Consider the following 19020-nt stretch of genomic DNA (forward strand, 5'->3'; position numbering starts at 1 on the left):
AAAGGGAGCTGAGGAGGGATTGTGAAAAGTAGAGAAAATTTGTGATCCACGTTGTTTTATATGAGCCTGAAATTCCAGCCAATACAGGCAATATCATTCGTTTGTGTGCCAATACAGGTGCGCAATTGCATTTGATTAAGCCATTGGGTTTTGAGCTGGATGATAAAAAGCTGAAACGTGCAGGTTTGGATTATCACGAATGGGCACGTATGCAAATTTGGGACAATCTTGAGCAATGCTTGGCTAATTTAGACAGCAAAGGCGTGGGGTTGGATGCGATTTATCCATTAACCACCAAAGGCACAGAAACACCACATACTTCGGATTTAAACCGACCTGTTGCCTTGTTGATGGGGCCTGAAACACGTGGTTTGCCAGAAGCAGTACGCATGTTGTTTCCGCAGCAGCACTGGATTCGTTTACCCATGGCAGAAAACTCACGCAGTTTAAACTTGTCTAATGCAACGGCTGTGATTGTGTATGAGGCATGGCGTCAGCAAGGTTTTAAAGCATTGCTCTAATTTGAGCATCAATTCATTTCAAATTTAATGCGATCTTTAGCATCAATGCGTACAATTGATAGATAAAAAGCTGAGACAAAACTGTACTCAGCTTTTTTGTTTTCGCTATTTTGCTGATTTAACGCTGCAATCCATTTGAGGCATAAGAAAAGGCGCATAAAGCGCCTGATCTTAAAGTTGTGATGCTATTTGTCTTAGCGATCATCAAACTCATTGTGCTGCGGAGCAGGGTGTTTAAAGCCTTTGGTTTTATAACCGAGGTATAAAACCCCAAACATCGCCCACCATAAGCCATACTTCAATGAAGTTTCATCGACTTCGAGCCATAAAGCAAAGACTGCAATAAAGCCGCACAACGGTACGATCACAAAATTGAGAAGGTCTTTAAAGCCTTTGGTGCGACCATCACGTAGCGCATAACGTGAAATCACCGATAAATTCACAAAGCTAAATGCGGTGAGGGCACCAAAACTGATTAATGAAATGACAAAATCCAAGTTCATAAAACCAGCAGTTAACGCCACAGCACCTACAATTAAAATATTGTATGAAGGTGTATAGCTACGTGGGCTGATATGACCAAAGATTTTTTTGTTAATCACGCCATCACGACCCATCACGTACATTAAACGCGAAACGCCTGCATGAGCCGAAATACCAGATGCCATTACCGTTACAATAGCAAAGGCAAGCACATAAGACTGGAACAGCGAGCCGCCGACCAAGAGCAGAATTTCTGGCTGCGTTTCTGCAATATTTTTAAAGTAGCTGCCCGGTTCATTTGGGAAGAAAATCTGCATGAAATAGGTGCTGACAATAAAAATTACACCCGCAATTAGCGCAGTTAAGAACATTGCCTTCGGTAAGGTTTTTTCAGTGTCTTTGGTTTCTTCTGCAAGTGAGCTGAGTGAGTCAAAACCTGTAAATGAGAAGCAGAGTAGGGTTGCACCTGTAATCAATGCGCCTACCGAAGTCAGTTCATTCCAGAAAGGTTCTAAGCTCCATAACTGATAACGTTGCTCGGCAGTGATTGGACCATCGGCATTGAAACCTGCCTGAAGTTTGGTGTACATCATCCATGTAAATACGCCAATGACCACCAACTGTACCAAAACGATCATACTGTTAAAGTTGGCGACAAAACGCGCGCCACGCAAGTTGACACCCGTCATAAATGCCGTGAGTACCACCACCCAAATCCAGTGATTCACATCAGGGAATAAGGCTTCCAGATAAATCACCGCCAAGATGATGTTGACCATTGGCGAGAGTAAATAATCTAGCCAAGATGACCAACCCACCATAAAACCAACGTTGGGATGAATCGATTTTTGTGCATAGGTATACGCCGACCCAGAAGAAGGATAACGACGAATCATGTGACCATAACTTAAAGAAGTTAAAAGAATGGCAACCAGTGCAAAAATATAAGATGTGGGTACGTGAAAATGACTTTCTTCCGATACTAAGCCGAAAGTGTCGAATAACGTCATCGGTTGAATGTAGGCTAAACCAATAATAATAATGTGCCAGAGTCCTAGCGTTTTTTGCAGTTTAGCTGCCGATTGAGTCCCAGAGATATTTGTCAACGGCGTTATCCTCTTAATCGTTGATCAAGGATCAGTCATGTTTGTTCAGGATTGTTTGAGACGAACAATCCCCCCTACATAAAAAGTAAAAACGCGCCAATCTACTCCATAATGACGCGCCTTGTCAGTATCTTTGCTTTCTTTTTTAGCAGAAAAAACGCCATATTGATGAAAAAACATCAGACGCAGCAGTCTACCAATGAAAAGCCCGATGTTTAGAAAAACATCAGGCTAGATTTTCGGCTATGTTCGCCTATTTTGTAGGAATTACCAAGCCTTTTTTAAGATAGCTTTGAGTTCTTCTAAATTGGCTTCTTTCGGGTTGTAAATAATCGAACCATCGTTCAGGGCTTTTTCAGCGACTTCATCTAATTGTGCTTCGCTGACTTTACCAGTTTCTTGTAAAGTGCGTGGCAATTTGGTCAGTGCATATAAGCGGTCACGAATAGCTAAGAGTGTCGCAATGGTTTTATCGGCACGTAAATGTGCAGGGGTTTGCGCATAGACGTCTGCGCCTGCCAACGGTAATAGCAGCTCGGCAATTTTATCGGCATTGACGTCTTTGTTGTATTCCAACACGTATGGCAAGAATAAATTCATGCACAGTCCATGTGGCAAATGTGCCACAGCACCCAACGCATGACCTAGGGAATGCACTAAACCAACCATGGAATTTGAAAATGCAATGCCCGCCATAGTAGATGCTTGTGCCAATTCCAAACGGCCTTGTTCATCGCTTGGGTTGTCTAATACATTGAACAGGTTATTGCTGATTTTTTTAATTGCTGCAGTGGCATAAGCATCAGAAATTGGGTTGGCTGCCATGCAACTATAAGCCTCAATGGCGTGCGTCATGGCATCCATAGCCGTCATTGCTGTTAAATGTGGTGGCAAAGTTTGCGTCATACGCGGGTCTAAAATGGCTGCATGTGGCATTAAGTAATACGATGCAAATGGCATTTTGACGTTCTTTTCTGTGTCGGATACCACCGCAACCATAGTCACTTCTGAACCTGTTCCAGATGTGGTTGGAATCACAAAAAAAGGTTTCAGTGGGCGTGGTAAGTTATGCGCACCTGAATATTGCAATAAGTCATCACCGCCCTCGCTGACTAAAATATTGGTGGCTTTAGAAGTGTCAATGACTGAACCGCCACCCACCGCGATAATGGCATCACAGTTATTTTCACGGTACAACTGTGCCGCACGACGCACTGTTGCCACACTTGAATCTTGCGGGACATCATCAAAAACATAGCCAATCACGGCATCGGTAGATTCAAAAGCCGCTTCAATCGGTGCAAGCAAATTGTTGGAACGCACACCTTTGTCGGTAATGATCATTGGACGCTGCGAACCGAGTGTCGCCAATTCAAACGGAATATGTTCAAGCGCTGCATGACCTGCAATGACTTTGACTGGGCAAAAAAATTCGTAATAAGGCTTCGCCATGTTATGCACTCCGTTTGAAATAAGATTGGGCAACTTTTAGATAGATATTGGCTGCACCTGATAGTTTTTCTTTTAAGCTGAGTTCAGTCGGATATTGTTTTACCGCCAGTTCTGCCAGTAATTTAGGCAAGATCAGTGCTTCCATTTTGTTCAGGCAACGTACCAAGCGAATTGCATAAGACACATCACCATCGGCAATCATGCGGTCATGCGCAAAGGCCTGTGCGGTACTTTCCTGAAATGAAAACACTAAAAATGCATGATTTAAGTGTTTAAAGGTAATGGTTAAATCGGGTTTTTGTGCCGTATTCTGTAACAGTTCTAATTGATGATCTGCAGTGACTTTGGCAACAAAGGCTGGACCATTCGGAAAAACTTTCATAGACAACACAAAGTTGCTGGGAAATTTGGCAACTTCTTGTTTAATTTCTTCATCGACCTGACTTGCCATGACTAAACCTCTGCCAATCACATCCATCATGAGTTTGACATAGGCCAGTTGCAAAGCGGGTTTCACAGATTTAGTTGAAATCACGCGCTGAATCCCTGTGTTATAAATCATTATTTAGAGTAAATACTCTATTTTATTTCTTATTGAAAAGAAAGCCATTTATACATGAATGACTTGAACGTCATTAAAGTAACCGCTGTTTTGTAAAGTTTCAATGATATCTGCGCAGAAGTTTTCAAAATGTGGATAGTCATTGACTAAATCCATCACACGTACCATTTCCAAACCTGCATAGCCGCAAGGGTTGATACTTTGAAAACCAGTCAAGTCACAATCAATATTAAGGGCTAAACCATGATAACTACGGCCTTTACGAATTTTAAAACCAAGTGAGCCAATTTTCCGTTCATTGACATATACTCCCGGTGCATCGGCTTTGGCATAGGCTTCAATGCCGTATTTTTTAAGCAGCTCAATCATCAAGTTTTCAGCATAAGATACCAAAGTACGGACATTCCAGCCTAAACGGTTCAGGTCAAACATGAAGTAAGCGACCAATTGGCCTGGGCCATGCCATGTGACTTGACCACCACGATCAGTCTGTACCACAGGAATATCTGTCGCCATTAAAATATGTTCGGCTTTGCCTGCTTGCCCTTGGGTCAGTACATTCGGATGTTGCAAAATCCAGAGTTGGTCAGGGCTGTCTGCATCACGTTGTTCAGTCCAGTCTTTCATTTCCTGAAAGCGAGCTTGATAGTCAGTCAGGTCATGATATTGACGAATAATCAGGTTTGGCCGTTGTGCAGTATCCACAGTGATGCAGTCCTATCCATAAAAGCAAGAAATTGATTTTATTATACGAAAATGTGGCGGCTGTAGGGGATTTGTGGATTGAATAAGATTTTGGCAGCGCAGAAACAAAAAACACGCCCGAAAGCGTGTTATTTGAAAATCAATCTACAAAATTACAATGCAGTTTTAATCAGTGGGCAAGCTGCCAAATCTGCATAAATGGCATGCACTTGTTCCAATTCTTCAAAACGCAATTGTGCTGTAATTGAATGATACTTGCCTGTGCGTGATGGGGTAATGCTGATGCTTTGTGCATCAAACTCAGGGAAGTGCTTCACTAAAATTTCAACCACAGCAATACGCAGTTCATCACCCGCGTCACCAATGAGTTTAATTGGGTAATCCATTGGAAACACCCAAAGATGCTCTTGTAGTTCACGAGATGGGGTACGGTTGAATAACGTCATAAGCGTGTGTCTCTATCTCTATATCAAACGCCTGCATAGGGCAGGCGTTTTTTGTCTTGTTGAATAAATGAGGCTGAATTTAAAAATTTCAATAGCTCATTTATGCAGCAATCTTAGTCATTTTCCAAGAACGAGCGTAAGTGTTCAGAACGAGAAGGGTGACGAAGTTTACGTAAGGCTTTGGCTTCAATCTGACGGATACGTTCACGGGTCACATCAAACTGCTTCCCAACTTCTTCCAAAGTATGATCGGTTGGCATATCAATACCAAAACGCATTTTCAGAACTTTGGCTTCACGTTCAGTCAAGTTTTCAAGCACTTCACGGGTCGCTTCTTTTAAGCCTTCAGAGGTTGCCGCATCAACAGGTGAGGTGATGTTGCTGTCCTCAATGAAGTCACCCAAATGTGAATCTTCATCATCACCAATTGGCGTTTCCATAGAAATCGGCTCTTTGGCAATTTTCAGAACTTTACGAACTTTAACTTCATCCATTTCCAAGCGTTCGCCTAATTCTTCTGGAGTCGGTTCACGACCCATTTCCTGAAGCAATTGACGCGATACACGGTTGATCTTGTTAATGGTTTCGATCATGTGTACTGGAATACGAATGGTACGCGCTTGGTCGGCAATAGAACGGGTAATCGCCTGACGAATCCACCATGTTGCATAAGTCGAGAACTTATAACCACGACGGTATTCGAACTTGTCTACCGCTTTCATCAAGCCGATGTTACCTTCCTGAATCAAGTCTAGGAATTGTAAACCACGGTTGGTGTATTTTTTTGCAATCGAAATAACCAGACGCAAGTTGGCTTCAACCATTTCTTTTTTCGCACGACGGGCTTTGGCTTCGCCTACTGCCATACGCTTAGAAATTTCTTTGATGCCTTTAACATCTAAGCCTAACTCTTTTTCAATGTCGGCAATTTTTTGTTGGAACGCCAAAATATCTGGACGTACTTTTTCCAAATAGCCTTTTTGGTCGGCAGGTGCTTTGGCAATGTGCTCGTCTAACCAAGCAAAGTTAGATTCCTGACCTGGGAATGAGGTACGGAATTGAGTACGATCCATACGACCACGACGCACCGCATAACGCATCACTTCACGTTCAGCAGTACGAATTTGTTCATGTGTACCACGAATCATTTCCGAAATAATATCGAATAAACGTGGCGTAAATTTAAACATCATGAATACAGTCGCTAAAGCTTCTAAAGCCTCTTGAGCTTCGGCACTTTCACGACCATGTTTTTCAATGGCAGCAATTTTTGCAAGATAAGCCTGTTCCAATTCACCAAAACGCATTCTTGCAATTTCTGGGTCTGGACCTGAATCTGCTTCAGATTCTTCTTCGGCTTCAGCTTCTTCTTCCTCATCGTCATCATCAAGTTTGACGTCTTTGGTTGGTTTGTTGCTGGTGTCTTCTTCTTTGTCTAAATCGGCTTCGTCTTCTAAAACTTCTGGAATTTCTTCATCGGTTTCAGGGTCTAAATAACCTGATAAAATATCGGCAAGGCGACGTTCGCCTGCTTCATAATCTTTATATTCTTGCAGTACCACTTGCACTGCGTTTGGCCAGTAGGCAATCGAGTGAAGTACATCGCGAATCCCTTCTTCAATACGTTTCGCAATGCTAATTTCACCTTCACGCGTTAACAGCTCAACCGTACCCATTTCACGCATATACATACGCACAGGGTCTGTGGTGCGACCAGGCTCATTTTCTACAGAGGCAAGTACCGCTGCAGCTTCTTCTTCAGCAACTTCGTCGGCAGCTTCCGCATTATCCTCGAACATTGCATCATCAGATTCAGGCGCACGTTCATGCACAGGAATACCGACGTCTTGAAGCATTTGAATAATGTCTTCAATCTGCTCGCTTTCTGTGATTGAGTCCGGGAGATGATCGTTAACCTCAGCGTAAGTTAGGTAACCTTGCTCTTTGCCTCGGCTAATCAGAGCCGCTACTTGCGAAGTAGGGGAATTCATATCGCTCATCTTTGCTTACTCTTCGTTGAATCTGTGGCAGTGAAAAACCGTGCATGATAGCACAATTCGCTTTAAATAGGGGGTGAATTGATCAATCAAGCATGATTTTAAAATGATGTTTGAATGAAGAATGTGATAGGAATATGGGGCTTCATTACTGTTTTTCAAGTCAATTTCCTTTTTGCCCGCAAAATATTTTTATGATTGGGGCGAATCTCAAATAATGATACTAACTTGTTCATAAATACACAAATTTGCCGCAATGTTGCAAGCTGTCTATGTTGCAGTTTTTTGAAAAAAATAAATAAAACTTGACAATATTTATAAAGGCAGATAAATAGCGGCTAGACCCTTCACATTTTTTCATTCTGAGGTAGTTTTAGTGTCTTCTACAGATTTTGAACTAGATGATAACTACGGTGATGATGATGTTAATTTCGATGAGGCATCAAACAAAATAAGCGCGAAAGAATCTTTAGAAAAGCGCCGTTTGATTGATGATTTACTCGCACAACGTCGTTTGGAACGTGAGCTCAAAGATTTTGATTATGATTTTGACGATGACGACGATTTTGACGATGAAGATGACTAAAATCAGGTACTGTATCTGGCATTGAAAATGCTATGCTACACCCCTAAATTGACACCGATGGATTTGAAATGACTGCTTTAGATTTAGACCTGTTAAGTGAATATCTAGATGGTGACCAAAACGAGTATGGTCTAGACTTCGCTGCAACGCATGGTTTCTTGTGTGCCATTGCAGTTGGACCTCAATTTGACCCATGGTTAAATGAATTGTTTGAAGGCAACCAAAAGAAAGTGCCTGCTGAAATTATTGCGCAAATTCAGGCTTGGTTAGAAAGCATTCGCCAAAGTTTAGCCAATGAAGAAGGCATTGAGTTTCCATTTGAAATTGAAGAAGCAGAAGTTGATTCAAGTTTGGGTGATTGGAGCGTTGGCTTTGTCGATGCGATGTTCTTAAACGAAGAAGCATGGTTTACGCCTGAATTTGAAGAGCAATTGGTTGATTTAACTTTGCCAATGATGGTGTTTAGCGGCATTGATGAAGAAGATCCACAAATGGAATCTTTCCGTCGCAATGGTCAGTTAATGGACGAAATTGCAGAAGAAATTCCTGAAAACCTGAATGAATTATATTTGATGTACCACACGCCTGATTAATGGCTTGGTTTACATATTGTGTAATATGTAATCCTCATAAAAAAAACGCACTGCGCAAATCGCAGTGCGTTTTTTATTATGGCGCTTCAATGATCATGTTACCAATTAGCGTGTCGCACGATCCCAAGCATCTTTGACAGCAAATTTAGCTTGTTCCCACGTTAAGCGTGAACTGCCTTTAATTTGCTCCCATTTGCTTCTTAGATCGGGCTCAACATCTTCGAAACGTGTGTGCGTATCATAATGTGGGCGGTTTTCATAACCAATGCGATAGGCATTTTGATAGTCACGATCATAATCTAAATCATGATAATGGTTGCGTGTTTCTGTAAAGTAGGTTGTATTTAAGCTATTGGTACGCCAGTAAGCTTCTTCTTCGGTAGGGTTCACAACTTCTGCTGCACCTTTACCTGCCAAACCACCCACTACAGCGCCTACAGCACCACCGACCACAGCACCTACTGGACCACCCAGCGCACCTACTGTTGCACCAGTAGCCGCACCGCCAACAGCACCTAAACCAGTACCGACAGGGTGTGCACCAGGTTCTCCTGTAATTGGATCGGCATTTAAGCGATCACGTTCTTCTTTTGGTAAGTTCTTAACCACATCACGGTCAATTTTTTCATTGCGTTCAAAATCTGACATTCGAATCACCTTTTTATCTTTGTATGCGTTATAGCGTTCCTATATTCATAAATCGCTATGAATAGGCTTAATCTACGCTGCTACAATGTAGGCTTATAGCCTATTCAGAATGCATTTCAGTTACAGCGCATGTCAGACGTAAATTTATGTGTGATATATCAGCCTGATGTTGATTTTAAGTGTTTGATGTTGCGGTTCAGTGTGAAATACGTACTTTAGGTAAGCTTATAAGTACTTTTTTTGATAATAACGGTTCGCATACCAACCATAGGCAACATGAAAAACTGCACCATGAATCGCAATCAAACACAGCATCACCACCGCAGCCAGTGCTAGTCCTGCTTTATCTGCAGCTTTTAAAATGGCTTCTGCATTCGGATTCATCAGCACCAAGAAAAACACAAAGAAGCTACCAATAATAATTGCCACCGCACTTGAGCCCCAAACCAGTTGAATTTTTTCATCACTGCTCGGTAAGCGTTGTTCTTTTTTGACAAAATGTCCTGCGCTAATGAATGCTGCGGCAATTAATGCAGGGAGCAAGGTCAAGCCACCTAAGTTCAGACCAAAAATCAATACGGTAATGAGTAAGACCAGCGTAATACTGTAAACCGCAGCAAAAAATAATAAATATGGTTTCATGTCTGATTTTCCCCAAAAAATTGATTCAATTGCGCAGCAACACAAGCATTAGTCACGCATTTTACGGCGATGCCTACGGTATAAAATAATTGCGATGACTAAGAGCACCAAGCCTATAATGACATGGCTGACCTGACTGAAAATTTGCTGCATCAATTGTTGGTTTTCACCAAAATAATAACCCACGCAAGCTAAAAAAGTGGTCCAAATAATTGTGCCTAAACCACTATAAAACATAAATTTCCAAAATGGCATGTGGCTCATGCCTGCAGGAATACTGATGAGAGAACGAATAGCGGGAATCATGCGCCCAAAAAATACAATCCGATGTCCATATTGTTCAAACCAATGCAGGGAGTTTCGGACGTCTTGTTCTTTAATCCATAGATATTTACCGTAGCGATTGACCCAGTGGTAAATACTTTCATGTTTGCAGCGATAACCTACCCAATATAACACTGCCGCTGCGAACAACGAGCCGATACAGCCTGCAATGATGACACCCAATAGCAGTAATTGCCCTTGCGATGCAGAATAGCCTGCAGAGGGCATAATAATTTCAGAAGGAACGGGTGGAAAAATATTATCCAGAAACATTAACAGGGCAATACCAAGGTAGCCCAGTTGTTCCATAATGGAAATAATCCATTCAGTTAAGTTCATGCCAGTTGTGCTTTAGAAAAGTGCTTCTATCCTAAGCAGTACTGGACGAACAGTAAAGTCTTGCGCAATCTAGACTTAATCAAGCTCTGCATGGGTCAGGGTATAGATATATACACGTCTTAAGCTATATGCCACAAGTATAGGAATGGCACAGAGCAGGGCGTAATTCAAGAAATGCGCTTGCAGATGGTAGCCCACAAATGCTGCAATAATACCGCCTAAAATTGCACCTAAAGCCACAATAAAAGTATGTGACTCATGTTCCAAACAATCTTGCATTGTTGTGCTATGCGCAGCAGTCACAGATTTTACAGGCGTAAAACGTAGTGTGTGCATTGAATTTGAAATTGTTGTTTTAGGCATAGCGTCACTCCTGATTGCGGCATATAAATTTAGGAATACATAACGATCCTTGAATTTTGGGTTATGGGAGATGTTGAGTTTGTGCTAAACATCTGCACCAATATAGCCACAGATTTTGTGGCTTATTTTGATTGAATGCTATCACCCAATCTGGGGATATTGCGCAATGCTTGGTAAACAAGCGTTGTATTTTTATGTTCTATGTAATCTTGCGTGAAGCATATATGTAGACATAAAAAATCCCCATACTGGATGAGGACTTTTTCAATATGATTAGAGTGGTCGATACAACATCAACATGGCTTTTGTTAGACCTTGTTGATGTGTATGAGCCTGTACGGATTACAGACGTTTACGTTTAGCTGCGGCAATTTGTGATTGGCGCATACGGAAACCTTCTTTTTGTTTCTCACTGGTTTTATCAATACAGTACACACAAGATACACCGTGTTCATAGCTTGGTAATTCAACTTCTTCAGGCAGTAATGGCCAACCGCAAGCATGACATTTGGTGTTTTGACCTTCTTGCATACCATGTGTCACCGCAGTACGGCCATCAAATACGAAACATTCACCTTCCCATAAGCTTTCATCGGCTGGTGTTTCTTCTAAGTATTTAAGTACGCCACCTTTTAAGTGATAAACCTCGGTAAAACCTTCTTGCAACAATAATGACGTCGATTTTTCACAACGAATCCCGCCTGTGCAGAACATCGCAATTTTTTTATCTTTATGCTGTTCTAGGTTTTGTTTCACATATTCTGGAAATTCACGGAAAGTTTCGGTTTTCGGGTCAATTGCGCCCTTAAACGTTCCTGCTTTGTATTCATAGTCATTACGGGTATCAATCAGAATGACATCGTCACGAGCAATCAGTTCATTCCATTCTTTCGGGTCTAGGTAGTGACCGACTAAATCACGTGGTTTTACTTCTACACCCAAAGTCACAATTTCTTTTTTCAGCTTGATTTTCATTTTACGGAATGGCTTTTCAGAGCTATGTGACTCTTTGTATTCCATTGCGGTAAAGCCTTCATCCAACAGAAATTGGTGAACTTGATCAATCGCGGCACGATCACCCGCTACAGTTCCATTAATGCCTTCACCTGCCACAATAAGAGTACCGCAAAGGTTGATTGAATTTACCAAATCTAATAAGCGTTGTTGAAGATCGGCAGGATCTGCAACTTCTTTGAATTGATAAAGTGCGGCAACAACCCAAGTCGTGGTCGCTGGCTGTTCTACAGGTGCAAGCTGTTCTACAGTAGCGTTCATGGAGTACTCCAATAGATGAAAGACAAAAATTTAAGGCGCATATTCTAACCTGCTTTGTGTGAATATGCGAGAAAACCGAGTGCGGTACATGGTTTTTAAAGCACGACACAACATTTTAAAAATGTAGCAGAACGGGGTATGATGCCACTCGTTTCAAAGAAGAATGTTGTGTTCATGTTGATGCGCCAACAGGTGTTGTTAAATATTGGAGTGTTGTGTTGAGTAAGGATCGTCAAATTGCCACTTTAACCCCGTGTGCAGGTCGTTGTTCTACGGTGTTTGGTGATGCTGTCTGTCGAGGTTGCCGTCGCTTTAACCATGAAGTGATTCGATGGAACAGCTATACGCCTGAACAACACACTGCCGTTTGGCGTCGTTTAGATGCACAGCTCGATCAGATTTTAGTGCCTATGTTGCCTTTTGCTGACTTGCGTCATGTCGAAGGGTTTATCCGCTCTAAGCGTGTGCGTTTACGCGATGATGCTTCAAAAGGGCGTAAGCTGTATCACGCACTGAAAATTTGTGAAAAAAATCGACATTTTACCGATGAAAGCGGCTTGGGCATTCACTACAAAGAAGTGCGACCTCTGTGGCAGGAATTTGAGCGTCGCGTGTTGGCACTTGCAACTGCAAGTTATGATTTTGCATTTTTAAGAGCTGATGGTATCAGCCATAGCTTATTGCATAGCTTGCACGATGACTAATTTGTAAGTCTTGCTATGGGGTCTGTAAAGAGTAGATGACTTTATTGAGCCATAAAAAAAACTCACAAAATCTGCGAGTTTTTTATTTTGTACAGGAGTGGCTTAAGCCACTTGTACAGGAATACAGTTTGCAGTGTGGCTCACGGTATTGTCTGGGTTTGCATAGACCAAACGTGGTTCGTGTGCATTGGCTTCTGCTTCAGTGAAGTCACCAAAGGTTGCGATAATAATAATATCGCCTACATCGGCTTGGTGTGCAGCACCACCATTGACTGAAATGATGCCTGAGTTGTCTTCACCACGAATTGCATAAGTTGTGAAGCGCTTACCATTGGTCACGTTCCATACGTGGATTTCTTCATATTCACGAATGCCAGCCAAATCCATGAGTGTTCCGTCAATTGCACATGAACCTTCGTAGTGAAGTTCTGCATGAGTTACAAAAGCACGGTGGATTTTGCATTTTAATAAACGAGATAGCATGGTGAGCGTCTCCTTAGTGGACCTAAGATTTTATCTTATGGTTGAATTCAAACACTGCTTGCTGGATGTCAGTTCCGAGCAGAAAGCGCATTTTGCTCTGAAAATTGCGACATGGCAAGTGTGATTGTTCAACAATTGTGGATTCATCAGTTCGGTTTATAGGCATTGATTTGATTCATGGCTTGTTGTACTTCGCCATTGACCAGTAACTTGATACGACCTAATGCATGTGCAAGTGCATCATCCATTAAAGTTTGCTCGCTACTTGGTGCTTTGCTCAGTACATGACCAGACACGCGTTCTTTTGAACCCGGATGCCCAATACCAATGCGTAAACGATGGAAGTTTGGACCTGTGTGCGGCACGATGTCACGTAAACCATTATGTCCACCATGACCACCACCCGTTTTTAGGCGAATGATCCCTGGGTTCATATCCAGTTCATCATGAGCAATCAGCATTGCTTCAGGTGCAATTTGATAGAATTTGGCGAAGGGAACAACACTTTGACCAGAACGATTCATAAAGGTTGTGGGTAATAACAGACGAACGTCTTGACCTTCGATATTACCACGTCCGCTGATCCCGTGAAATTTAGGATCGGCTTTTAATGTAATGCCATATTGATCTGCAAGGCGTTCTACAAACCAGAAGCCTGCATTATGGCGGGTTTGGGCATACTCTTTACCAGGGTTGCCCAAACCAACAATCAGTGAAATATTAGCCACTAATTATACCATGAACACTTATGCGCGTTTGAAGTCAGCGTGCATAGGTGTGTTTTTAGCAGGGTGACGTTGTAACGCTTGGATTTTCACGTTTTCAACTTTGTCGCCTACTTTGATTTCTACAACTTCTTCAAAGAAAGCATTGCTTTCTAAAGCTTTTACAAGCTCACGAAGTTCTAAAGTGATTGTTACAGGCTCAGCGTCGCCACCATAAATGATAGCTGGAACTAATGCAGCGTGACGAAGGCGGCGGCTCGCACCTTTCCCTTGGTTAGCTGCTTCACGCGCTTGAGCGTTTAATACGAAGTTTGCCATGATAGACATCCTTATTTTGAGTTTAAATAAACTAGATCTGCGACCAATCTAGTGATAGAAAACCCTGCCAAGTGGCAGGGCTTTGAAAATTTAGCGCTCTATTATAGATAAGAATCGAACATTGCGCTAATAGATTCTTCGTTGTTAATACGGCGAATTGTTTCTGCAACCATACTTGCTACAGATACTTGGCGAATTTTACCAAGTGCTTGAGCTTCTTCTGAAAGAGGAATGGTGTCTGTAACAACCAGTTCATCAATCACAGAATTTTTCAGGTTTTCAATCGCTTTGCCTGAAAGTACAGGGTGGGTAGCATAAGCAACAACGCGGCGAGCACCAAAAGTTTTAAGTGCATCGGCAGCTTTGCATAATGTACCTGCAGTATCCACCATGTCATCTACAATGACACAGTCACGATCTTTTACATCACCAATCAAATGCATCACTTGTGATTCATTCGCTTTTTGACGACGTTTATCGATAATTGCAAGATCGATATCACCCATTTGTTTTGCAACAGCGCGCGCACGAACCACACCACCAACGTCTGGTGAAACTACCATGAGATTGTCGTGTGACTGTTGACGCAGGTCAGCCAATAGCGCAGGCGTACCATAAATGTTGTCTACAGGGATGTCGAAGAAACCTTGAATTTGGTCTGCGTGCAAGTCAATCATCACTACACGGTCAATCCCTACAGTGGTGAGCATATCTGCAACCACTTTAGCGGTAATTGGAACACGTGTAGAACGAGGACGACGGTCTTGGCGGGCATAACCGAAGTAAGGAATAACGGCAGTAATACGACCTGCACTTGCACGACGCAACGCGTCAGCCATCACCAAGATTTCCATGAGGTTGTCATTGGTTGGCGCACAAGTAGGTTGTACGATAAATACGTCTTTACCACGGACATTCTCGGTAATCTCTACAGCAATCTCACCATCAGAGAAGGTAGAAACTGATGCAGCACCTAAAGGAATGTGCAAGTGGCTTACGACTTTTTGAGCGAATTGTGGATGCGCGGTTCCACTAAAAACGACAAGATTGGGCATGAAGCACCCTTGGCGGTTGGTGTATGTAAGAATAGATGGCAGGGGTAGCTGGATTCGAACCAACGGATGCCGATATCAAAAACCGGTGCCTTACCACTTGGCGATACCCCTAATGCGGCAGAACTTTAATATTTTTACTGCGTTCTGTCAAGGTAAATTAACAGGATAGCGGTAATATTGGGGGTTCTGTCTAATGCGAGAAAATGGCAGGGGTAGCTGGATTCGAACCAACGGATGCCGATATCAAAAACCGGTGCCTTACCACTTGGCGATACCCCTAGATTTGATCACTGTAAGATGGCAGGGGTAGCTGGATTCGAACCAACGGATGCCGATATCAAAAACCGGTGCCTTACCACTTGGCGATACCCCTAATACAGTAATCTACAGGTGAAAGAGATGGCAGGGGTAGCTGGATTCGAACCAACGGATGCCGATATCAAAAACCGGTGCCTTACCACTTGGCGATACCCCTATTGTACTGTGAAATGTCGTAATGGAGATTCATCTAAGCTGTTCACAACGTACGCAGTACATGGTGAGTGTGCCAAAATGTCGTCTACATTCATTTCTGCAGTCACTTCAGTAAAGACACAAGCACCTGTACCTGTAAGCTTTGCTTGACCAAATTGGTCTAAATAACGCATTGCTTCATCAACTTCGGGGTATAAATTTCGTGCCACAGGCTCAAAATTATTTCCAAAGTCAGATGGCTTTATCTGATAGCCGCAGAATTTAGTGGGCTTCGTGTTTCTTGTCAATGTTTTTTGTGAAAAAAGTAGTTGAGTGCTGATAAAACAGTCAGGTTTTAACACAATATATTGTTTTGGGGCTAAGTCTATGAATGTTAACTGTTCACCAATGCCTTCTGCCCATGCATTACGACCATGCACAAAGATCGGTACATCTGCTCCGAGCTGTAAACCAAGTTCAGCTAGTTTTTGAGTATCCAAGCCACATTGCCAAAGTTGATTGACTACAATTAAGGTGGTTGCGGCATTGGATGAACCTCCGCCAAGCCCTGCACCCATAGGGATGTGCTTCTCAATTTTAATATTTAAACCTGTGGCTTGTTTCGCGTAGGGTTTTAAAATTTGCGTGGCTTTGTAAATCAGGTTTTGCTCTAAATTGACACTGTTTAAACCCTGAATTTGAATGCTTTGAGTATCATTGACTTCAAATTCTAGCCAGTCGTATAAATCAATCAGTTGAAAAATAGTCTGCAATTCATGGTAGCCGTTGTCACGACGCCCAGTAATGTGCAAAAACAGATTTAATTTGGCAGGTGAGGGTACACGAATCATGGCGAAACTTGGCAAGTGATTAACGATTTTGGATGAGCATTGTAATACGGTTTTCTTGCCCTGATTCAAGTGCTTGTTTCAAAATCAGACGATTTGGCAAACTGGCACTGTCGTTATAGCTCAAATCGACCGTCCAACCATCTTCAATAAATTGAGTCGGGCGCTGTTGGGGGTCTTTTTGAATTTGGGCATTGACCGTTGCAGGTCGGGCTTGTACCCAATCGACCAAGTGGGTGATGGGCGCTTGCCAACCTGTGGCTTGTTCTAACAGTTCTTCAGGACTTTCGGCATAAATTATCCCTGTTTTGGCACTGTTGAGGGTGACTTGTCCTGGTTGTCCGCTAATTTGCGTTTTACCAACGCCCAAAATGCCGCTCAGTTCAATATCAAACTGCTGTTGCTGCTGTACCCAAGTAAAAAAGGCACTGCCAGATTGCTGCGGAGTGCGCACACCAATTTTGCCTTGTAGGTTAAATTGATTTTCGGCTTCAACTTGCTGTGAAATGTTGGCTGGTTTTTGTACGAAAGGCTGACAACCTGTCAGTACAAGGCTACTGGTGGCAAAAAGGGTTAATCCTAATTTTGAAAATAAACGCATGAATCTTTTAACTCTTTTTAACTGGCTGCGGTAACAATAGCGAATTTAATTGTTGCAATTGCGGATCATTCGGATGATTTTGTTGTAATTGTTGTAACACTTGGCTGAATTTTTGAATATCTCCTTGCATATACAACGATTTTGCATAACGTGAGCCAATCGCGGCACTATGACTCAGCGCGTAGGCTTTTTCCAAAGCCTGTGCCGAAGCAGTGTAGTCATTTTGCAAATAGCTGACATAACCTAAAGTATCTAAAATAGAGGCTTGTTCAGGTGCAAACTCAAGTGCTTGCTCTACATAGCGACGCGCTTCATCCAAACGACGATTTTGCAGTGCAAGAGTATAGGCGTAGGCATTTAAATAGGTTGGGCTGTTCGGCTCAATTTCCAGTAACTTGGTGAGCAGTTGATCCAGTTTGTCTTTTTCCTGATGTGCATCCAATAGTAAGACTTCTGAATAGATCAGGTCAGGATCATCGGGCAGGTTTTTGATGGCTTCATCTAACAAACGCAGTGCTGCTTTTTTATTGTCCATGCGTTTTAAAATATCGGCCTGTGCCTGATATAAAAAACTGGCGTGCTGCGGATAGTTGACCCGTTCCTGCGTTAAAAAGCGCAGGGCATCGTTCAGTTTATCTTGCTGGGCAAAAATACTGATCATGTTGCGACGTGAAACCGTATAAAGGCTACCATCGACCAAACGATAATAGGCTTTGGCTGTTTCAAAGTGCTGTTTACGTTCGGCATTGACCGCTAAATAAAAATAGGCTTCGTTTTGATATTGTGCCGAATAGCGTAGCTCTACCAAATATTTTTCGGCTTTTTCGTATTGTTTCAAGTCAATACTGGTCAAACCTGCAATAAATAAGGCTTCATCTTCCGTAGGCCATTTTTTTAAAATAGCTTCTAGCTTTGTTAGCGCCAAAGTTGCTTCATTTTTTTTGACCAAATATTTGGCTTCGGCTAAACGGACTTCAAAATTATTTTTGTGTTTACGGCTGGATTTTGCATACCAAGCTGCCGTTTCTTCTTCATTGCCAAGTACGCTCAACAAATTGGCTTTCATTAAAATATAGCCAGTGACTTTCGGGCGTTTGCGCAACGCTCGGTTAATGGTATCGAGCGCGGCTTGATATTGTCCATTTTGCGCTTTTAAACCTGCAATCAATACCAAAATAGATGGATTGTCTTTGGCTTTGCTGGTGCGCAGGGCTTGAATCAGAAATTCACGGTCTTCTACAGATTCAGGGGAAATTCCCGCCAAAATTTGTTCTAAGTCAGCCGTGGCATCAATATTTAGAATTTTATCTAAGGTTTCTGCAGCCAAGTCATATTCATGCGCTTTGAGTGCAATGTGCGCCAAATAGAACAGTGCAGGGACATCAGAAGGCTCTTGTACCACCCAATGCGTTGCAACATCAAGCGCTGCGCGCAGGTCATTTTGTTCAATGGCAATATTCAGGGCGCGTTGTTTAATGGAAGTCGAATTGTTCTTAATTGCCAAGACCGTGTAGTTGTGTAATGCAGTTGGAATATCGCCATAAGCCAAGGCAAATTCTGCCACCATGGTTTGTTTTACCGCATTATAATTTGAATTTGCATGATAAATTTCTTCAGATGCTCTAAGATGAGCAACTGAAGCCATGCTACCGACCAGTAAGAATGTGGTAGAATATTGCTTAATTGTCGCGCCGTATGGTCGGCTATTTGTTTGACGCAATTTTTCTTGATCCAAGTAATGCTTTTTATGACACCGTTATTGCACAATAGCATAAATTTAGCGAAATGATG

The 19020-nt window shown here is 42.3% G+C and carries 22 protein-coding genes and 4 tRNA genes; 4 read left to right on the forward strand and 22 right to left on the reverse strand.

Translation table 11 applies throughout. From position 1 onward, the window contains the following. Nucleotides 1-41 precede the first annotated feature (41 nt). Nucleotides 42-521, forward strand: coding sequence for a tRNA (cytidine(34)-2'-O)-methyltransferase (locus tag J4G44_RS05680; protein ID WP_136144597.1), 480 nt, complete (start codon nucleotides 42-44; stop codon nucleotides 519-521). 194 nt (nucleotides 522-715) lie between these two features. Here the strand turns inward: J4G44_RS05680 and J4G44_RS05685 are convergent, their stop codons facing one another. From J4G44_RS05685 to rpoD, 6 genes are all read right to left on the reverse strand, one after another. Beyond that, entirely contained in the window at nucleotides 716-2110 is a 1395-nt protein-coding gene (locus J4G44_RS05685) for an APC family permease (protein ID WP_004972258.1), read from the reverse strand. Nucleotides 2111-2377: 267 nt separating this feature from the next. Beyond that, on the reverse strand, nucleotides 2378-3562 hold the full coding sequence (locus J4G44_RS05690) for an iron-containing alcohol dehydrogenase (RefSeq protein WP_104853139.1): 1185 nt from the start codon (nucleotides 3560-3562) through the stop codon (nucleotides 2378-2380). Nucleotide 3563: 1 nt separating this feature from the next. Further along, nucleotides 3564-4097 (reverse strand): hypothetical protein, encoded by a 534-nt coding sequence (locus J4G44_RS05695; protein ID WP_026438100.1) that lies wholly within the window; start codon nucleotides 4095-4097, stop codon nucleotides 3564-3566. 75 nt (nucleotides 4098-4172) lie between these two features. Beyond that, nucleotides 4173-4829 carry a lipoyl(octanoyl) transferase LipB gene (gene lipB / locus J4G44_RS05700; protein WP_004972253.1) on the reverse strand — a complete coding sequence of 219 codons (657 nt, stop codon included), beginning with the start codon at nucleotides 4827-4829 and terminating at the stop codon, nucleotides 4173-4175. Between the two features lie 152 nt (nucleotides 4830-4981). Continuing rightward, entirely contained in the window at nucleotides 4982-5275 is a 294-nt protein-coding gene (locus J4G44_RS05705) for a YbeD family protein (protein ID WP_019837061.1), read from the reverse strand. A gap of 113 nt (nucleotides 5276-5388) precedes the next feature. Further along, nucleotides 5389-7275, reverse strand: coding sequence for an RNA polymerase sigma factor RpoD (gene rpoD / locus J4G44_RS05710; protein WP_004972247.1), 1887 nt, complete (start codon nucleotides 7273-7275; stop codon nucleotides 5389-5391). 373 nt (nucleotides 7276-7648) lie between these two features. On the opposite strand from rpoD, the gene J4G44_RS05715 reads away from it, so the two are divergent. Both J4G44_RS05715 and J4G44_RS05720 read left to right on the forward strand, forming a co-directional pair. Then, on the forward strand, nucleotides 7649-7858 hold the full coding sequence (locus J4G44_RS05715) for a PA3496 family putative envelope integrity protein (RefSeq protein WP_004972246.1): 210 nt from the start codon (nucleotides 7649-7651) through the stop codon (nucleotides 7856-7858). 68 nt (nucleotides 7859-7926) lie between these two features. Continuing rightward, nucleotides 7927-8451, forward strand: coding sequence for a YecA/YgfB family protein (locus J4G44_RS05720; RefSeq protein ID WP_004972244.1), 525 nt, complete (start codon nucleotides 7927-7929; stop codon nucleotides 8449-8451). Nucleotides 8452-8556: 105 nt separating this feature from the next. Here J4G44_RS05720 and J4G44_RS05725 read toward each other — a convergent pair whose 3' ends face one another. The 5 genes from J4G44_RS05725 to trhO form a co-directional block, all read right to left on the reverse strand. Then, complete coding sequence (locus tag J4G44_RS05725) at nucleotides 8557-9099, reverse strand: hypothetical protein (protein WP_096901027.1); 543 nt, start codon at nucleotides 9097-9099, stop codon at nucleotides 8557-8559. A gap of 225 nt (nucleotides 9100-9324) precedes the next feature. Next, nucleotides 9325-9741, reverse strand: a complete 417-nt coding sequence (locus J4G44_RS05730) for an ABZJ_00895 family protein (RefSeq protein ID WP_004972241.1) — start codon at nucleotides 9739-9741, stop codon at nucleotides 9325-9327. A 48-nt stretch (nucleotides 9742-9789) separates the two neighbouring features. Then, nucleotides 9790-10404, reverse strand: a complete 615-nt coding sequence (locus tag J4G44_RS05735; protein WP_180072208.1) for a DedA family protein — start codon at nucleotides 10402-10404, stop codon at nucleotides 9790-9792. Between the two features lie 75 nt (nucleotides 10405-10479). Then, a complete protein-coding gene (locus tag J4G44_RS05740; RefSeq protein ID WP_004972238.1) occupies nucleotides 10480-10767 on the reverse strand; it encodes a hypothetical protein in 288 nt (95 codons plus the stop codon). Nucleotides 10768-11109: 342 nt separating this feature from the next. Then, nucleotides 11110-12042, reverse strand: coding sequence for an oxygen-dependent tRNA uridine(34) hydroxylase TrhO (gene trhO / locus J4G44_RS05745; protein WP_004972236.1), 933 nt, complete (start codon nucleotides 12040-12042; stop codon nucleotides 11110-11112). A 218-nt stretch (nucleotides 12043-12260) separates the two neighbouring features. On the opposite strand from trhO, the gene J4G44_RS05750 reads away from it, so the two are divergent. Next, on the forward strand, nucleotides 12261-12746 hold the full coding sequence (locus tag J4G44_RS05750) for a DUF1289 domain-containing protein (protein ID WP_154320979.1): 486 nt from the start codon (nucleotides 12261-12263) through the stop codon (nucleotides 12744-12746). A gap of 102 nt (nucleotides 12747-12848) precedes the next feature. Here J4G44_RS05750 and panD read toward each other — a convergent pair whose 3' ends face one another. From panD to J4G44_RS05805, 11 genes are all read right to left on the reverse strand, one after another. Beyond that, the gene (panD, locus tag J4G44_RS05755; protein ID WP_004972232.1) at nucleotides 12849-13229 is read right to left on the reverse strand and encodes an aspartate 1-decarboxylase; all 381 of its coding nucleotides are present in this window, start codon (nucleotides 13227-13229) and stop codon (nucleotides 12849-12851) included. 146 nt (nucleotides 13230-13375) lie between these two features. Then, nucleotides 13376-13957, reverse strand: a complete 582-nt coding sequence (gene pth / locus J4G44_RS05760; protein ID WP_004972230.1) for an aminoacyl-tRNA hydrolase — start codon at nucleotides 13955-13957, stop codon at nucleotides 13376-13378. 18 nt (nucleotides 13958-13975) lie between these two features. Then, a complete protein-coding gene (rplY, locus tag J4G44_RS05765; RefSeq protein ID WP_004972228.1) occupies nucleotides 13976-14272 on the reverse strand; it encodes a 50S ribosomal protein L25 in 297 nt (98 codons plus the stop codon). 101 nt (nucleotides 14273-14373) lie between these two features. After that, a complete protein-coding gene (locus tag J4G44_RS05770; protein ID WP_004972226.1) occupies nucleotides 14374-15327 on the reverse strand; it encodes a ribose-phosphate pyrophosphokinase in 954 nt (317 codons plus the stop codon). 36 nt (nucleotides 15328-15363) lie between these two features. After that, nucleotides 15364-15438, reverse strand: a tRNA-Gln gene (locus tag J4G44_RS05775). Between the two features lie 93 nt (nucleotides 15439-15531). Next, nucleotides 15532-15606 (reverse strand) — tRNA-Gln (locus tag J4G44_RS05780). Between the two features lie 19 nt (nucleotides 15607-15625). Next, nucleotides 15626-15700 (reverse strand) — tRNA-Gln (locus tag J4G44_RS05785). Nucleotides 15701-15727: 27 nt separating this feature from the next. After that, a tRNA-Gln gene (locus tag J4G44_RS05790) sits at nucleotides 15728-15802 on the reverse strand. Then, the gene (gene ispE, locus J4G44_RS05795; RefSeq protein WP_131260682.1) at nucleotides 15801-16631 is read right to left on the reverse strand and encodes a 4-(cytidine 5'-diphospho)-2-C-methyl-D-erythritol kinase; all 831 of its coding nucleotides are present in this window, start codon (nucleotides 16629-16631) and stop codon (nucleotides 15801-15803) included. Before ispE ends, J4G44_RS05790 begins: the two co-directional genes overlap by 2 nt. Nucleotides 16632-16650: 19 nt before the next feature. Then, on the reverse strand, nucleotides 16651-17229 hold the full coding sequence (gene lolB / locus J4G44_RS05800) for a lipoprotein insertase outer membrane protein LolB (RefSeq protein ID WP_004972223.1): 579 nt from the start codon (nucleotides 17227-17229) through the stop codon (nucleotides 16651-16653). A gap of 7 nt (nucleotides 17230-17236) precedes the next feature. Then, nucleotides 17237-18949 carry a tetratricopeptide repeat protein gene (locus J4G44_RS05805; RefSeq protein WP_207973928.1) on the reverse strand — a complete coding sequence of 571 codons (1713 nt, stop codon included), beginning with the start codon at nucleotides 18947-18949 and terminating at the stop codon, nucleotides 17237-17239. Between the last annotated feature and the right edge of the window lie 71 nt (nucleotides 18950-19020).

The sequence above is a fragment of the Acinetobacter towneri genome, from assembly GCF_017498585.1.
GTDB classification, from domain to species: Bacteria; Pseudomonadota; Gammaproteobacteria; order Pseudomonadales; family Moraxellaceae; genus Acinetobacter; species Acinetobacter towneri.

What these genes read in the sequence shown, in the direction of transcription:
- J4G44_RS05690 (WP_104853139.1), bottom strand. Translation starts at nt 3,562, where the DNA reads ATGGCGAAGCCTTATTACGAATTTTTTTGCCCAGTCAAAGTCATTGCA.
- J4G44_RS05705 (WP_019837061.1), bottom strand. Translation starts at nt 5,275, where the DNA reads ATGACGTTATTCAACCGTACCCCATCTCGTGAACTACAAGAGCATCTT.
- rpoD (WP_004972247.1), bottom strand. Translation starts at nt 7,275, where the DNA reads ATGAGCGATATGAATTCCCCTACTTCGCAAGTAGCGGCTCTGATTAGC.
- J4G44_RS05720 (WP_004972244.1), top strand. Translation starts at nt 7,927, where the DNA reads ATGACTGCTTTAGATTTAGACCTGTTAAGTGAATATCTAGATGGTGAC.
- J4G44_RS05725 (WP_096901027.1), bottom strand. Translation starts at nt 9,099, where the DNA reads ATGTCAGATTTTGAACGCAATGAAAAAATTGACCGTGATGTGGTTAAG.
- J4G44_RS05730 (WP_004972241.1), bottom strand. Translation starts at nt 9,741, where the DNA reads ATGAAACCATATTTATTATTTTTTGCTGCGGTTTACAGTATTACGCTG.
- J4G44_RS05735 (WP_180072208.1), bottom strand. Translation starts at nt 10,404, where the DNA reads ATGAACTTAACTGAATGGATTATTTCCATTATGGAACAACTGGGCTAC.
- J4G44_RS05740 (WP_004972238.1), bottom strand. Translation starts at nt 10,767, where the DNA reads ATGCCTAAAACAACAATTTCAAATTCAATGCACACACTACGTTTTACG.
- trhO (WP_004972236.1), bottom strand. Translation starts at nt 12,042, where the DNA reads ATGAACGCTACTGTAGAACAGCTTGCACCTGTAGAACAGCCAGCGACC.
- panD (WP_004972232.1), bottom strand. Translation starts at nt 13,229, where the DNA reads ATGCTATCTCGTTTATTAAAATGCAAAATCCACCGTGCTTTTGTAACT.
- rplY (WP_004972228.1), bottom strand. Translation starts at nt 14,272, where the DNA reads ATGGCAAACTTCGTATTAAACGCTCAAGCGCGTGAAGCAGCTAACCAA.
- J4G44_RS05770 (WP_004972226.1), bottom strand. Translation starts at nt 15,327, where the DNA reads ATGCCCAATCTTGTCGTTTTTAGTGGAACCGCGCATCCACAATTCGCT.
- ispE (WP_131260682.1), bottom strand. Translation starts at nt 16,631, where the DNA reads ATGATTCGTGTACCCTCACCTGCCAAATTAAATCTGTTTTTGCACATT.
- lolB (WP_004972223.1), bottom strand. Translation starts at nt 17,229, where the DNA reads ATGCGTTTATTTTCAAAATTAGGATTAACCCTTTTTGCCACCAGTAGC.